This window comes from Rathayibacter sp. PhB179, assembly GCF_004345345.1.
In the GTDB taxonomy this organism is placed as follows: Bacteria; Actinomycetota; Actinomycetes; order Actinomycetales; family Microbacteriaceae; genus Rathayibacter; species Rathayibacter festucae.
Map to the genome: position 1 here is coordinate 452,369 of NZ_SLVD01000002.1, position 14,005 is coordinate 466,373.

Sequence of the window (14,005 nt, forward strand, 5' to 3'; positions counted from 1 at the left end):
TCAGTCCTCCTCCTTCGTGGCGCGCACGAGATAGCTGATGATGAAGACGATCGCGAGCAGGAAGATGACGACCGCGATCGCCGAGCCGTAGCCGAGGTTCAGCACGGTGAAGCTCTCCTGGAACATGTAGGTCGAGAGCAGCTGCGTCGAGTTGTACGGCCCGCCGCGGGTCATCGCCCAGACGATGTCGAAGGTGCGCAGCGAGTCGATCACGGTGACCGCGAAGACCACGCCGTTCACGCCCTTCAGCTGCGGCATCACGATCCGCCAGAAGCGCTGCGTCCGCGAGGCGCCGTCGACCTGGGCGGCCTCCTCGAGACTCGGGTCCACGCCCTTCAGCCCGGCCAGGTAGAGCACCATGATGTAGCCGCACTGCCGCCAGACCGCGGCGACCAGCACCGCGTAGAGCGCGAGGGTCGGGTCCGCGAGCCACTGCCGCTCGAGGTCGCCCAGGCCGATCCCGCCGAGGAAGCTGTTGACGACACCGTCCGGCTGGTAGATCACCCGCCAGAACAGGCCGGTCACCGCGAGCGAGAAGACCATCGGCAGGTAGATCGCGCTGCGGTAGATCCCGACCCCGCGCCGCGGCTTGTTCAGCGCGACGGCGAGCGCCAGCCCGATCGCCACGGAGAGACCGCCGAAGCCGACCACCCAGATGACGTTGTTGACCAGCGCGGTCGCGAAGATCGGATCCGAGCCGAGGTCGACGAAATTGTCGAGGCCGATGAACTCCGGCTCGCCGATCCCGTTCCACCGGGTGAGCGAGAGGTAGAAGGAGTTGATCGCCGGCCAGAAGACCCAGGCCAGCTCGACCGCGAGCGGGATGAGCAGGAAGAGCCAGACCACCGCGGGCACCCGGGTGATCCGGCGCCCCTTCCCCGAGCGGACCAGCGGGCGGGCCGTCGGCTCCGGCGGCGTCCCCGGCGAAGGGGCGGGCGGCCGCTCCACGGCGGCCGCCCGGGTCGTCCCGGTCACGGGTTGAAGACCTTGTCGGCCGCCGTCTGCCACTCCTTCAGAATGCTGTCGACCTCGCCGGGCTGGGCGATGAACTTGGTGAGCGCCGCGTCGGCCGTGGTCTGCAGGTCGTCGGAGGAGTCGCGGTTGAAGAACTGGGTGATCTGCTCGGTGCCGGCCAGCAGCGCGACGCCCTTCTGCACCAGCGGCGAGAACACCGAGGTGTCGACGTCGGGCGAGGTCGGCAGGTTCGACGACTGCGAGGCCGCGATGTAGGCGGACTGGCTCTCGGCCCCGGCGAGGTAGGAGAGGAACGCCTTGGTGGCGTCCGCGTCCTTGGTCTTCGCGCTGGCGAAGTAGCCGTCGGTCGGCGCCTCCTCCGCGGTCGGGATGCTCGCGTCGATCAGCGGGACGGAGAAGAAGTCGAGGTCGTCGCCCTCGCCCTCCGGCATGTTCTGGCTGATGAACGCCCCGACGAGGTACATCGCGTTCTTCTTCTGCACCAGCGGCGTGACCGCGTCCTGCCAGGCGTACGAGGGGGCGTTCGGATCCATGAACGGCACGATGTCGGCGTAGTACTTCATGACGTTCTTGACCTCGGTGGAGTCGAACGACGACTTCCCGGCCAGGAGCTCCTTGTGGTAATCCGCGCCGTTCACGCGGAGGTTGAGGATGTCGAACCAGCCGGACGCCATCCACGGCGTGGAGCCGATGCCGTTGGAGAGCGGCACGATCCCCTGGCCCTGCAGCGTCTCGCAGAGGGCCATGAACTCGTCCCAGGTGGTGGGCACCTCCACGCCCCACTCCTCGAAGGCCGACTTGCGGTAGAAGACGCCCCACCAGTAGTAGTTCGTCGGCAGGAAGATCTGCTTCCCGCTCGCGTCGGTCGAGAGGTCCTTGAGCGCGGCGGAGTAGCCGGCCGCGGCCCCGTCGCCGGTCCAGAGGTCGGAGAGGTCGAGCAGCAGGTCCTGCGCGGCGTAGTCGCGGGCGACGGAGCCGGCGTACCAGGTGAGCACGTCCGGCGGGTTGCCCGAGGTCAGGTAGGTGGAGAGCTGGGCGCGGAACTGCTCGATCGCCACGGTGTTCAGGGTGACGGAGCCGCTCGAGTAGCTCTTCACGAGCGCCTCGAGGGCCGCCTTCGGGGCCGGGTCGGAGAGGGAGGACTGCAGGACGATCCCGCCGCCGCCGGCGCCGCCGCCACCCCCGCCGCCGCCCATGCAGCCGGTGAGGAGCGCGGTGCTGCCGAGCGCGGTCGCGCCGTACAGGAAGCCTCGTCGGGTGAGGTTCGGGAATCGCTGTTTGTTGGTCATGGTGTCCTCCTTGACTCCGTGATGCCGGGGGGCCGTGCTGTGCTGTGGTGCCGGTCCTTCTGTCGTGCCGTCGTACGGTCGTGCCGTCGTGCTGGTCGTGCGGTCGTGCTGGTCGTGCCGTCGCCGGTCCGCCTACGCGGGCGCGGCGAAGATCTCGTTGCACTCGCGCTGCAGGGCGACGTCGTCCCACATCGGGTGCTGGGGAGCGCCGTTCGAGCAGACGATCGATCCCCGGGCGCCGACCCGCCGCGACTCGCGCATCGCGAGCCGGCAGTACTCGGCGCCGATCGGCCCCTCCTCGAAGCGGCCCTCGAGCGGCGTGTAGCCGACCCAACCCTCGCCGAAGACGAGCGGCACCCCGCGCAGGGCGGCGTGGTCGGCGGCGACGGCGATCCAGATCTTCAGCGTCGAGCGCATCTCGAGGTGGTGCGCCCCGTAGCGCTCGTACAGCCAGCGGTCGATCCGCTCGGCGTCGCCCCAGTCGTGCGCGTAGATCTCGCCCTTGCCGACGATCGTCGCGGTCAGCTTCCACTGGTCCTCGGCCGGGAGCGTCCACTCGGCGATGGGCGGGGCGCCCTCGAGCAGGAAGGCCTCGGCGGCGAGATCCTGCTCGAACTCCTCGATCGGGCTGCGCAGCGCGAAGGCGGCGATGAACTCGTTCAGCACGCCGTAGATGTAGGGGTGCAGGACGAGCACGTCGGAGTTCCACGGGATCCCGCGCATCCCGCCGACGGGCACGTGCGCGTAGTTGACGGAGCACGGGACGCCGTCGGTCAGCTCGTGGAACCGGTCGATGCCGCGGGTGAGGCGCGGGGTGAGGGCGAGCGTCGCCGCGTCGAGGTCCGCGCGGTCGTAGTCGAGCCCCTCGGTGAGGTGCCCCGCCTGCACCTCGTTGTGCAGCTCGACGAAGGCGATCCGGTCGTCGAGGTCGTGCTCCGCGAGGAAGCCGACGAGCGCCGCCTGCGCCTCGGCGAGCCGCTCGGCGCGGTCCTCCGGCGGCACCGCCATCAGCGCGTCGAACCAGTCGCGCTCGCGCGCGAAGGAGGAGGACTGCTGGTACTCCCAGGACGAGACGATGACGAACACGCCGTGCCGCTTCGCCGCCGCGAACAGCGCGAGGAGGTGGGCGCGGCCGTCGATCACGGTCGGCTCGGCGACGTCGTACCAGCGCACCCGCTGCGCGTAGGAGCCGCCGAGCGGTCCGAGCCGGAGCTCCCGGGTGTCGATCCCGGACCCGAACAGGAGGAACGGCATCGCGCAGATGCGGATCGTGTTGTACCCCCGTTCGACGGCGCCGGCGAAGGCCGCGTCGAGGTCCTCGAAGGGCTCGCCCGGTCCGGTGCGCACTAACCAGGAGAAGTCCCAGAGGGTGATGGTGAGGCGCTCGGGGAGGTGGTCCGCGAGCGGCACCGGCTGGTAGGGGGTCGAGGGGTACTCCGCTGTGAGCATGGCGCCAGCCTAGGCACGCGCCAAGCGCCGACCAATGAAGCGTTGGACGCCATTAGCTGGACGATTCTCTGCCCTGACCTACACTCGTCGGCATGCTGATCCCCGACGGCTTCCTCGGCCAGCGCCTGCATGTCCTGCCGAAACCGCGGGTCGCCGAGGCGCTCGCTGCCCCGATCACCGAGCGTCTGCTGGTGACGGATGCTGGACACTTCCCGCACGCCGCCGCTCACGGCCGCAGCCGCCCCGAGGGCACGCGGGAGGCCGTGGTGATCCTCTGCACCGCCGGCCGGGGCTGGGTCTCGATCGCGGACTCGACCGTCCGCGTCGACCCAGGCGAGGTCGCCGTCATCGCCGCGGGCACCCCGCACCGGTACTGGGCCGACTTCGCCGACCCGTGGACGATCTGGTGGCTGCACGTCGCCGGCGCCGATGCCGCCGCCCTCATCTCGGCGGTCGTCCACGAGCGGACGTCCCCCGTCGTCACCGCGCGCGACGCCTTCTCGGCGAAGACCCTCATCGAGCACGCCGTCGCCGCCCTCGAGCGCGACGAGACCGATTCGAGCCTCTACGCCGCGAGCGGTGCCGCCTGGAACCTCCTGGCCCAGCTCGCCTCCGACCGCACCCGCGGCACCCTCGAGTCGGGCGACCGGATCCGCATGGCCCAGGACCACCTGCGCGAGCACCTCGACTCCCCCACCAGCATCACCGAGCTCGCGACCCTCGCCGGAATGAGCACCTCGCACTTCTCCGCCCTCTTCAAGAAGGCCGCCGGCATGAGCGCCGTCGAGTACGTCAAGCGCCTGCGCAGCGCCCGCGCCCGCGAGCTCCTGATCACCACCGACGCCTCGATCGCCGACATCGCCCGCGCCGTCGGCTATTCCGACGCCTTCTACTTCTCCCGCCAGTTCCGCGCCATCAACGGCACGAGCCCCTCGGAGTACCGCGCCGAGTTCCACGGCGAGGCGCTGCGCTGAATTACGTGCACTGAGCGCACTCGATGAGGCTTTCGAACAGCGCCTCGAGACAGCCCGTACCTTCGGCAGCATCACGGCGCGTTCGAGCCGCGAGATCAAGGAAGATCTCGCCATCGGAGCGCCTCCGCGAGCAGCGATCACGGGGGTGGCGCGGACCTCTGACCACCGCCGACGCCGCCGTTGGAAGACCTGGTGGCGTACCTCGAGGAGCGGCTGACACGAGTCACCGCGGGGAGTACACGCCAGCGCCAGCGATGTCTCCCGCCACGAGACAGGGCGCCGGACCGTCGAACCCGAGAACCAAGGGTCAATTTCCGCGCTAATTGGCGCATCTCATTCCTCTTTGGCGGCTCTGCGCCCGAATGGCGCAATTACTTCATTGACCCCAATCGCGCCCTTTGCCACCCTGATCAGACCGCCGCAATCCGAGTCATCTGATGACTGAACCGGGAGAGGCGCATGACTTCGACAGATCAGGCTGTTTTCGGCATTCCGAGCCTGAGCAAAACGGCGCCGCGATTCTTGTGCTTTGTGTTCCGAAACCCGGCCGCTCTCCTCGTCGACGGTGATCGGCGTCGAGCAAGGTCACCGCCTGACTTGCACAACGCCGGCATACAACCCTGCCTTGGCATTGGTCACTACAAGCCGGCACAGGCGATGACCCGTTGCGAGGAGAGCACGACCACCGGTTGACGCCCCAGTGCAACAAACGGAGCCACGGAAGAAGAGAGTTACGTCCGCCGACGACCGAGCTCTCACTCGAGAGAAGACACGGAGCCAATCATGAATAAAGTCTCAAAGACGATACTCGCGATCGATTGCATCTGCGCATGCGCCATCGGGTGCGCCCCTGCCGCAGAGGCGGGGTCGCCGGGATATCCGACGACAGCAAAAGACAATCTCGTATTCGTGAATACCGACCCGCGGGGGTATCAAGCGAAATACATCAAGAATTCCGGGCCTTCGGAGGTGATGGATTTCAACCTCGCCTGCAGCAACGGGAAATGGTTCGGCAGCGAAGGTGCGTTCACCGCAACGGCGACGAACACCTACACCTACGTCTTCGCCGTCGGCGGACAGGGGCCGTGCGAGGTCCAGATCAAGAAACTCGCGACCGGTCAGGTCTGGACAACCGGCTACGTCGGATAGGAGGGCCCGAAGATGCAACGCTTGAGAATGCAACCGTCTCTCGTCTGCGCAGTTCTTGCCGCTACCGCGGGATCACTGCTCTTGGCACCGATCGCGTCGGCCGCTACGTCGTCCTGCGTGACGGCGGCCGGAGGCACGTTGTGTGCCACAGTGTCAAACGGAGGCTATCGTGCCGCGTTCACACCGGGAAACGCCGGCCGCTATGACTTCCAGCTCTGGTGCGCTGACGGCAACTGGTTCGGAGACGGCGGCGAATTCAACGCGTCGTCGGCACGAACGAACTCCTACGTGTTCGCCATCGGCAACAGAGGTGAATGCTCAGTCAGACTGATTCATAAGGATCAGCCGAATGGAAACTCGACTCAGACCTGGAACACCGGTCTCATTCGTCCCTGAGCGCAGCAACGACTGAGTGGGCCCCTCGGACTCACCCGCGGGGCCCACTCAAGCAACGGCATTAACGCGCGCAATCTTTCGACGGACCGGTGTAGTCCGGCGACTCAAGGACCTCAACAGTGCCAAAGCTCGCTATGATGCGGTAGCCATCCGCAATCGCGTCGTCACGGATGACCGACGTCTCCATCTTCAGGCCGCGAACCGACCCGGCTTCCTCCTGACCGAGATCCAGGACATAGAAATCCGGGGGTCGCTGAAGCACACCCGGAAGCGACACCCGATTCGTTCGCGTGAGAAGCGGGACCAGACGATCATCGGCCGCTACGCATGTCGACGGAGGTACATGGGCGACCGCCGAAGCCTGGTCGATCATGTGCTGACTTATCGACCAAACCTCTCCGGCGGCGATTCGACCCAGCGGGTAGGCCTGCCGGTCGCCGACGACAAAGGTACCTATTACAGGCAGGACACAGACAATTATTCCCGCGATTAGCGCCACCCTTCCGCTATGCGGCGAGGAACGAGCGGTTCGGGCGAGAAGACGCCCTCCGCCGTCGAGAGCGGCCAGGAACAGCACGACCCAGACGGGGGCGTTGTAGTGAAATTCACTCGTCCAGAGCGAGGACCTATCAGAAAGAAAACGCTCGGCCAGAAGCGGAAGACCGAGCAGGGTTATCGGGGACAGGAGAGGAAGAAAGAGAAGCGGCGAGAAGAGATTCAGCAGAGTGAACGTCTTCACGACCGGGGTGAAGAAGAGCGTGATCGCGACCCAGGGCCGAACAAGGAGAGTGTGCACGACGCTCGCCGAGTCGGGCCCGAGGTCTCCGTAGTCCCAGTACGCGTATCCGCGTCCGCTGAATGCCGGGATCACAACCAGCACCACGACCGCGAACACCGCTGCCCCGAGAGCGGCGAGGAGCACGCCAAGTGCCCTAGACCTCCTCGCAACCCGCAGAAGACCGAGAATCATCGTCACAGCCCCCATGTCCTCCCGGACCAGGAGAAGAATCACCGCTGCCGCTGCGAGCTGTCTGTCCCTCTGGCCGTCGATCGCATCGACCGCCCACGCGAGGACCGGCACCGCGAACGCGACCTCGTGGAAATCGAAGTCGGCGAGGCATTGCAGCGGCCAGCCGAGGAGATACCCGACCACCAGCAGGCAGCTCGCCCCCGTGCCCGCCCTGCGACGTGCGAAGCGCCAGACGAACACGGAGGAGATTGCGACGAGTGCCGCCTGCGCCACGAGAAGCACGCGACCGTCGTCCCAGATCCAGTACAGGGGAGCGAGAACGACGAGGATCGGATGGAAGTGGTCGCCGAGCAGGTTGAAGTCGTCGCCCTTCAGCGGCGAGAGCGGCGGACGGAACTGCGAGTAAGCCCGCACCGCCTGGTCGAAGATGCCGAGGTCGTACCCCGCCGTGAGCATCTGGTCGGCTCGGGAGATCGAGTAGATCGAGTAGACCGCGAACGCCAGAACCGCGAGCGGGACGATCGGCGAGCGCAGCCACGAGAGGCGCCCACCGCACGCCGGCTGGCTCCGGCCGTGCCTCATCCAGCGCATCCGCACCTCCGCCGACGGCGGACGGCGCACCGCTGACCGAGGAACCCGCTGTCTCTGCAGACGACAGTAGGCGAGCCTCCCTCAGTGACGCCGGACTGGCGCATAGCGTCGCCCCACCGTGCCGGATCAACCGTGGCTGCCGAAGCGCCGCGGACGCGGCCGACGTCGGCCTGCTCAGCGACCGAGCCACTAGCCACCTCGACCTCGGCGAAGGTCGTTACGATCCGCAGAGATAGCGCCTGCGAGACCACGCGAGGAACGATTCAGCGGCGTCGCGCAACGCGTCCCCGCCAGCGACGTTTCGCTCGGTGCGAGTGAGGCAGACCTAGGTGTGGCAGTCCTGGTAAGTGACGACTACTTTCCAGCCGAGATCCTCGCTGCTGCTAGCACGAGCAATCATCAAGTTCGAGATCTCGGACGGTCGCATCGCTAGCTTTCTCTTCTTTCTGAGCCTGTGCACCGGAGGCGGATCGTCTGCGGCAAAGAGCAACGCCGCCACCTTGGCCACATCGGTACTGTGAGCTTGTGACCGACAACCCTCTGCCGCAGCCCGTACCGAGAACCGAACCGAAGACGCGCTTGAGCATGTCGTCCCTGCTCATAGGCGCCGCAGGCGGGTTTGTACTCGGCGGGTTGTTCGTAGGCGGCATCGTCGCCGCCGTCTCGCTCGTTGGCGGTGCCACTGGATCGCAGTCCGCCTCTGCCCTGACGAATGCTGTTGAGGAGTGCGTGACCAACACCGAGGGGGCAGCACTGTCTGACGGGGACCGTACGCTCACCATCGATAGCGAAGGCGAAGAGGATTTCGCGGGTCTGGATTACTCCGAGTTGGAGTGTTTACTGACGGAGACGGACGCTCCCCAATCGGTCGTCTCGCACGTCAATCAGACGACGTCACTCGACGGCCGTCAGACGGAAGAGTGGGGCGATGTCTCGTTCTCCTGGTCCTACCACCCCGACCGTGGCGCCGATGGCGTCTTCACCATCGCCCAGTAGGCGGAGGAGTCAGTTCGGAGAGGCCCGAGTCGCGCCTTGGGTAGGATACGGGGCCGGTATCGGGTCAAGCGCGTCCTGTGATTGGCCAGGGTAGGACTACTGGCTTCCGCTGTGGGTAGGCTCGCGACCATGAGAGCGTCAGGTGCTGAAGGCCAGCTGAGCCACGGCCGGCTGGCTCTAGCGAAAGCGCCGTTGTCCGCCCGCCTCCTAGCTGCGGCTCTGCTACTGCTGGCCGTCGGATTTGCGATTGGCTTCGCTGCAAAGCCGACAGGCGTGTCCGAGTCCGACTACCGAGCCGTCGTTGCAGAACGAGACGAACTCTCGAGTAACGCGGAGGAGATCCGGTTGCGCAATGAGGGTCTGACGGAGGCGATCGCAACCGCCCGAGACGAGGCAGCTGACGCGCAGGCAGACGCCGTCACAGCCAGCGAGAGAGCCACGGCAGCGGAAGCTGAGTCGGATGCCCGCACGAAGACGCTCGATGAGCGGGAGGTCGCCCTCGCTGCGCGAGAGTCCAAGGTGTCGGGAGCCGAGCAGACCGCCGCCGCGAATAGCTTCGGGAACGGAACTCGCGTCATCGGGCAGGGTATTGCTGCCGGCACTTACACAACAACGGGTCCGACCGGGGCGAACCCTGTCGGCTGCTACTACGCGTGGAAGAGCGGCACGGGGAGCGACGCCGAGATCGTGAACAACAACATCGTTCAGGGGCCAGCGACGGTGACCCTAGTGGACGGCGAGATCTTCGAGTCGACTTCCTGCGCCAACTGGACTAAGGCAGGCTAGCCTCACCGCGAGCGACAAACCGGCTGGCGGTACGAAGTCAACTCGGGTCTGCCATCACCCCCTCCTGATCTACCCGCTCATCACAATGGTCGTCGTAGCTCTGGCCGCCGCTGGTGCCATGCCGCGTGGTCTCGTCGCGTTCGCTGTTCTGCCAGCGCCCCACGACGGGGTCTGGAACGATCAGGCGTAGAGCCACGAGCCGACGCTCCACTAGTCTCCGAACACCAATAGGAGGATTCTCATGGGTTTTCGCGTGCGCAAGTCGTTCAAGATCGCGCCTGGTGTGCGGATGTCGGTATCGCCGAAGTCCATCGGGTTGAGCGCGGGGGTCAAGGGCGCTCGAGTGAGCGTCAACAGCCGGAGGGGTGTCACTAGCACTGTTGGCATCCCGGGTAGCGGCATCTCGTACAGTGCGACGGCAGGGAGGCCGAAAGTGGCGAAGGGCACGCCGCAAGGAGCTAGCGCCCCGGCGACGCCTGTTCCACTGACGAAGCCGAAGCCCGGCATGTTCGCGCCGGCGTGGGAGAAAGCGCTGCACAAGACCGTGACGGGTACCGGGGACGCGGCGTCGCTGCAGCGCCTCGCCGCTGAGACTCCGACTGCAGCTGGGGTTCTCAGCCTCGCTGAAGTGATGTTCTACTCCACCAAGAACGGCGACCTAGCGCGCACTAGGGCGCTGCTCGACTGGCTGGTTACGTCCGGCTACCGTCCGGAGTCGGACGAGCCGGCGAAGAAGTACCTGATCGACCAGACCATCACCCTCCCCATCGCGACTGGGATCGCGGCTGTGATGCCCGTGGATAGCAGCGCGATCGGGCTCCTCCTGGCCGAGATCGAGCAGGACGCCGGGAATCTTGGGCGAGCGACGGAAGTTGTCGAAGGTCTGGAACCCACGACACTTGCGGCTGTATCTCTTGCCGAGCTCTACGCCGAGCAAGGGCGGTGGAGAGATGTCGTTGAATTGACGGACGGGCTCACGAACGAGGATGAGCCCTCGACCTACCTTCTAATGCAGCGCGGAGCGGCGTTACGAGAGCTGTCTTACTACGACGCTGCAATTGAGGCCCTGAAGGAGGCGCTCCGCGTGCGGTCGCGGCCGTCGGAGCTGAAGAACCTGGCGCTGATCGAACGGGGGAAGACGTACCTGGCGTCAGGGAAGAAGGGCATGGCGCGCAAGGACTTCGAACGAGTCATGGCTGACGACTCTCGCTTCGAGGGGCTCTCCGACCTAATTGCTGCAGCAGCCTAAGTCTGACCAATGTCGAGGAAGCCCACTCGCCTGCTCCGCACGCTTCCACTTCTGCACGGTGTTGGTGGAGATCTCGGCGGCGGCTGCGACTTCGCGGATGGATTCGCCTTCGTTGAGGAGGTCGCCGACGACCTCGCGGAGTTCGGCTTGCGCATCGTCGAGGGAGCGCTGTGCGGTTCTGGGGCGAATTGTCTGCTCGTCGGCGAGCTTCTGCTTACCGCGGGGCATTCTGCAACGTCAGCGAGGGAATCGCGTGCTCATCGCGAGTCGGATGTATATCGAGCCCTCGCCCCCGGGACCGCAGGTTCAGCAGCGGTTGATGGTTGCTGGAGCTGCTCACCGTCGCTACGGTGCGGAGCATGGAAAGCGAGCACGCGGAGAAGCGTTGATTGGCCGGAGATGACGTCGTGAGTGGGATCTTGAATCGCGTGACGCTAGCAATAGGAGCCCTCGTGATCGCCTACAGTCTGCTCGAGAACGCGGTCTTGCTTGCCTCTCAAATGTTCGTGGTTTATTTGCCCGCCTCAACCGCCAGCGCGTTCTTCGACAACGCCAAGTTTTTACGCTGACTGCTCGAAGTCACACGGGCACTAGCAGGCAGGGCCTACAGCAATCATGCGCCGGAACTGGCAGCTGAGTGAGCTGCGATCAAGAGGACACTCAAGCCTATTCTTGACGAACGGAACAGGCTCGTGTTCCACACCATCGCTCAAAACGTCAATCCCGGAACCTGCGCGGCCATCTCCCTGCACCGGTTCGAGGCCACCTGCACCGCCGCAAGTCTCTGCAGATTCGGTCCGTGACTTAGCTCGATCTTGCCCCGCCTTGAGGAGACCATTGCGAGCCATCAATCACGTTATCGTCGCCGCGCAGCTGCACGCCAGTCTTTTCTCACTACAGGACGACGACGCCGATCAAAAGATGGTGCCTTATTTTTCTCATAGTAAAAGTGAGAGAGTCTGCGTGCAAAAAGTGAGGTTGTCGCCGTCTGCCCTCTACGTGCCGAATACTGAATTACAGGGCAACAGGCGCACGCGTTCCGACGTTCTTCCACCACGAGGAGGGGAAACCTGCCAACGGACTGTTGCCTTCGTCCGGCCTCTGGCTCCGTAAGTGAGCGTCGGTCACGGCTCGCAGGTGAGCGTCGGTCTCGATTGCCCACGAAATTTCATGATGCTTTAGATCGGAATCGACATGGGAGCGAACTCCCGAAAGGGCATCCTCTGGCCATGCCCAAGAAACGAAAGGCGCTCCCTTACCAGGAAAATGCTCGAAGGAGTTTTTTCCAAGAGCCTCCACGGACGAAAAGACCGGATCGAAATGAGCTACGTAAAGACTTTCAACAGAGGGAAGGCTTGCGGTAAGACTGACGTCGAGGATCGTCGTGTTCTCATGCCGCTCAAAATCCGCTACGGACGCAGCTTCCTGCGCCAGCGCCTTCAACTCACGAGCGCCCGCCGCAATTCCCTGCAGCGCCGTCATTAGGTCACGTCGCTTTCGACGAGCGATTACCTCTGTCCTAATGGGAATGAAAATGCTAACGAGAAAGACGACAAAAGTGAGGAAGGGGAGGCTTGCCCCAACAGCTTCCATAAGCTACCTGCCCTTTTTCCTGTTGAGATCATTCAAAATGACTAGCGATTGATTTACGCTCGTTTCAAGACTCTCAACCCGTGCCGACAATTTTACTACACCGGCCACCGACTCGTGAAGCTGCTTGAACGCATCCGTTGCAATCGTATTCACAGTGTCGGCTGCGCCATCTTTTGTCGGAAAGAACTTCCGGATGATTGGCCCCCCGATTGCAGTTACTATTGCCGTACCAAAAGAAAAGAGAGCCGCCCAGAACGTAGTGTCGGCGTTGAACACCACAGTTGTGGCCGCATCGCCAGATGATCCCATAATCACCTCGCAGCCTCACTCCCGGCATGTATTACCCGTACCCCGTCTCCCGGGATTTGCAGATTTTGTAACGCCGACTGGACATTGGAAAGTTGGGCGATCAATATTTCCAACTCTCGTTCGTTCAGTTGAAAAACAAAGGCACGCCCGCCGCCCGATACCGGCTCGTCAAATTCGAAGCGCGTAGTTACCACAGGCAATGCGACCGGCGCTTCGATCCCCTGTATGACCCGCAGATCAATCGCAAACCGCGATGAGGTAAGAATCGGAAGAAATGAATTCCGCATGCGGTTTGCCAATAATTGCTCACGAGCGCTCTCCGCACGAGAAAGTGCTGGCCTCAGCCGCTCCAACGTAGCGTCGCGCAAATCTGCAGCGCCGCGGAGATCCTCCATCACGTCGTCAGCGTCGTCGGTCGCCGCGGCCTGCAGGAGGAGCAACATGGCCCTCTGTTCGAGCTCCTCGGATGTTTCCGGTGCCGCCATCTCTGGCGAATCGTCTCGAAGCTCGACTAGAGCAGTTTCGACTAGAGCGTCGAACCTCTTCGGTTCCACGGTAAGGAGGTCTCGAACTGTGGTGCGAAACGACTCGATTCGGAGAAAGCCTGAAATCGAACTCACAGTTGACCTTTCGTTAGCGTCGACCAGCACCAGCCGACCCAGATGGAGCTTGATCCTCGATGGCACCAGCCCCCTCACGGTAGCAAGGTTGTCTAGCGCGCCGGGACCCCTGTTGAGGCTCCCAGGTTCAGCGCCGCCGGTCGACCCGTGTTCGTACCCGACTTGGGCCGTGTCGTCGGCAGGCACTCGTTCGTCGGAGCGTCGCGCCGACACCGCACGAAATTCGGTCTGTGAGCGCTCCGAGCAAGAGGGTGGCCGCAGGTCGACGCCGCTTGGGCGGCGAGGCGCTTCCGGTCATGGCGCTTCACGTGCTGCGGCACACTGACGCAACGCTGCTCCTCAGCACGGGTATTCACCCGAAGGTGTTGCAGGAGCGCCTACGCCACAGCGACATCTCGGTCGCGATGGCCGTCTACTCCCACGTCGCCGAAACGATGCAGAGAGACGCCGTCGACCGGCTTGCAGCCATCAGGGCGGGCGCCTGGGCACCCGGTTCGGCACACCGCCTGGATTGGGAGACGCGTGCATCAGTGATTTCTCCTGATCAGAGCGCATTTAGCAGTGGTGCCCCTGGAGGGACTCGAACCCCCAACCTGCTCCTTAGGACGGAGTCGCTCTTCCATTGAGCTACAGAGGCCGGTGCCGTCCAGTGTACCGAT

General features: G+C 64.5%; 13 protein-coding genes and 1 tRNA gene. 5 read left to right on the top strand and 9 right to left on the bottom strand.

Annotation, left to right across the window (positions count from 1 at the left end; genetic code table 11):
* From EDF43_RS05820 to EDF43_RS05830, 3 genes are all read right to left on the bottom strand, one after another.
* Complete coding sequence (locus tag EDF43_RS05820) at positions 1–975, bottom strand: sugar ABC transporter permease (protein ID WP_243582856.1); 975 nt, start codon at positions 973–975, stop codon at positions 1–3.
* Complete coding sequence (locus tag EDF43_RS05825) at positions 972–2,264, bottom strand: ABC transporter substrate-binding protein (protein ID WP_132435942.1); 1,293 nt, start codon at positions 2,262–2,264, stop codon at positions 972–974. Before EDF43_RS05825 ends, EDF43_RS05820 begins: the two co-directional genes overlap by 4 nt.
* A 132-nt stretch (positions 2,265–2,396) precedes the next feature.
* Positions 2,397–3,713, bottom strand: a complete 1,317-nt coding sequence (locus tag EDF43_RS05830; RefSeq protein ID WP_132435943.1) for a cellulase-like family protein — start codon at positions 3,711–3,713, stop codon at positions 2,397–2,399.
* A gap of 92 nt (positions 3,714–3,805) precedes the next feature.
* Between EDF43_RS05830 and EDF43_RS05835 the strand changes: the two genes are divergently transcribed.
* Both EDF43_RS05835 and EDF43_RS05840 read left to right on the top strand, forming a co-directional pair.
* Positions 3,806–4,687 (top strand): AraC family transcriptional regulator, encoded by an 882-nt coding sequence (locus EDF43_RS05835; RefSeq protein WP_243646237.1) that lies wholly within the window; start codon positions 3,806–3,808, stop codon positions 4,685–4,687.
* Positions 4,688–5,470: 783 nt separating this feature from the next.
* Positions 5,471–5,836: a hypothetical protein gene (locus tag EDF43_RS05840; RefSeq protein ID WP_132435944.1), complete on the top strand. Its 366-nt coding sequence runs from the start codon at positions 5,471–5,473 to the stop codon at positions 5,834–5,836.
* A gap of 457 nt (positions 5,837–6,293) precedes the next feature.
* On the opposite strand, the gene EDF43_RS05845 is transcribed toward EDF43_RS05840, so the two are convergent.
* Positions 6,294–7,784 (bottom strand): DUF2079 domain-containing protein, encoded by a 1,491-nt coding sequence (locus EDF43_RS05845; protein WP_165909026.1) that lies wholly within the window; start codon positions 7,782–7,784, stop codon positions 6,294–6,296.
* A gap of 594 nt (positions 7,785–8,378) precedes the next feature.
* Here EDF43_RS05845 and EDF43_RS05850 point away from each other — a divergent pair.
* From EDF43_RS05850 to EDF43_RS05860, 3 genes are all read left to right on the top strand, one after another.
* Complete coding sequence (locus EDF43_RS05850) at positions 8,379–8,789, top strand: hypothetical protein (protein ID WP_165909027.1); 411 nt, start codon at positions 8,379–8,381, stop codon at positions 8,787–8,789.
* 273 nt (positions 8,790–9,062) lie between these two features.
* Positions 9,063–9,575 (top strand): hypothetical protein, encoded by a 513-nt coding sequence (locus EDF43_RS05855; protein ID WP_123735117.1) that lies wholly within the window; start codon positions 9,063–9,065, stop codon positions 9,573–9,575.
* 253 nt (positions 9,576–9,828) lie between these two features.
* Complete coding sequence (locus EDF43_RS05860; RefSeq protein ID WP_207901636.1) at positions 9,829–10,824, top strand: DUF4236 domain-containing protein; 996 nt, start codon at positions 9,829–9,831, stop codon at positions 10,822–10,824.
* On the opposite strand, the gene EDF43_RS05865 is transcribed toward EDF43_RS05860, so the two are convergent.
* The 5 genes from EDF43_RS05865 to EDF43_RS05890 form a co-directional block, all read right to left on the bottom strand.
* The gene (locus tag EDF43_RS05865; protein WP_123735115.1) at positions 10,804–11,052 is read right to left on the bottom strand and encodes a helix-turn-helix domain-containing protein; all 249 of its coding nucleotides are present in this window, start codon (positions 11,050–11,052) and stop codon (positions 10,804–10,806) included. The genes EDF43_RS05860 and EDF43_RS05865 overlap by 21 nt on opposite strands.
* Before the next feature lie 786 nt (positions 11,053–11,838).
* A complete protein-coding gene (locus EDF43_RS05870) occupies positions 11,839–12,306 on the bottom strand; it encodes a hypothetical protein (RefSeq protein ID WP_132435947.1) in 468 nt (155 codons plus the stop codon).
* A 114-nt stretch (positions 12,307–12,420) separates the two neighbouring features.
* Entirely contained in the window at positions 12,421–12,732 is a 312-nt protein-coding gene (locus EDF43_RS05875; protein ID WP_132435948.1) for a hypothetical protein, read from the bottom strand.
* Positions 12,729–13,169, bottom strand: a complete 441-nt coding sequence (locus tag EDF43_RS05880) for a hypothetical protein (protein ID WP_132435949.1) — start codon at positions 13,167–13,169, stop codon at positions 12,729–12,731. Before EDF43_RS05880 ends, EDF43_RS05875 begins: the two co-directional genes overlap by 4 nt.
* A gap of 739 nt (positions 13,170–13,908) precedes the next feature.
* Positions 13,909–13,983 (bottom strand) — tRNA-Arg (locus EDF43_RS05890).
* Positions 13,984–14,005 lie beyond the last annotated feature (22 nt).

Bases quoted from the DNA above. Each gene is read 5' to 3' on its own strand.
- EDF43_RS05840 (WP_132435944.1), top strand. From the start codon at position 5,471: ATGAATAAAGTCTCAAAGACGATACTCGCGATCGATTGCATCTGCGCA.
- EDF43_RS05835 (WP_243646237.1), top strand. From the start codon at position 3,806: ATGCTGATCCCCGACGGCTTCCTCGGCCAGCGCCTGCATGTCCTGCCG.
- EDF43_RS05850 (WP_165909027.1), top strand. From the start codon at position 8,379: ATGTCGTCCCTGCTCATAGGCGCCGCAGGCGGGTTTGTACTCGGCGGG.
- EDF43_RS05880 (WP_132435949.1), bottom strand. From the start codon at position 13,169: ATGTTGCTCCTCCTGCAGGCCGCGGCGACCGACGACGCTGACGACGTG.
- EDF43_RS05870 (WP_132435947.1), bottom strand. From the start codon at position 12,306: ATGACGGCGCTGCAGGGAATTGCGGCGGGCGCTCGTGAGTTGAAGGCG.
- EDF43_RS05865 (WP_123735115.1), bottom strand. From the start codon at position 11,052: ATGCCCCGCGGTAAGCAGAAGCTCGCCGACGAGCAGACAATTCGCCCC.
- EDF43_RS05830 (WP_132435943.1), bottom strand. From the start codon at position 3,713: ATGCTCACAGCGGAGTACCCCTCGACCCCCTACCAGCCGGTGCCGCTC.
- EDF43_RS05825 (WP_132435942.1), bottom strand. From the start codon at position 2,264: ATGACCAACAAACAGCGATTCCCGAACCTCACCCGACGAGGCTTCCTG.
- EDF43_RS05845 (WP_165909026.1), bottom strand. From the start codon at position 7,784: ATGAGGCACGGCCGGAGCCAGCCGGCGTGCGGTGGGCGCCTCTCGTGG.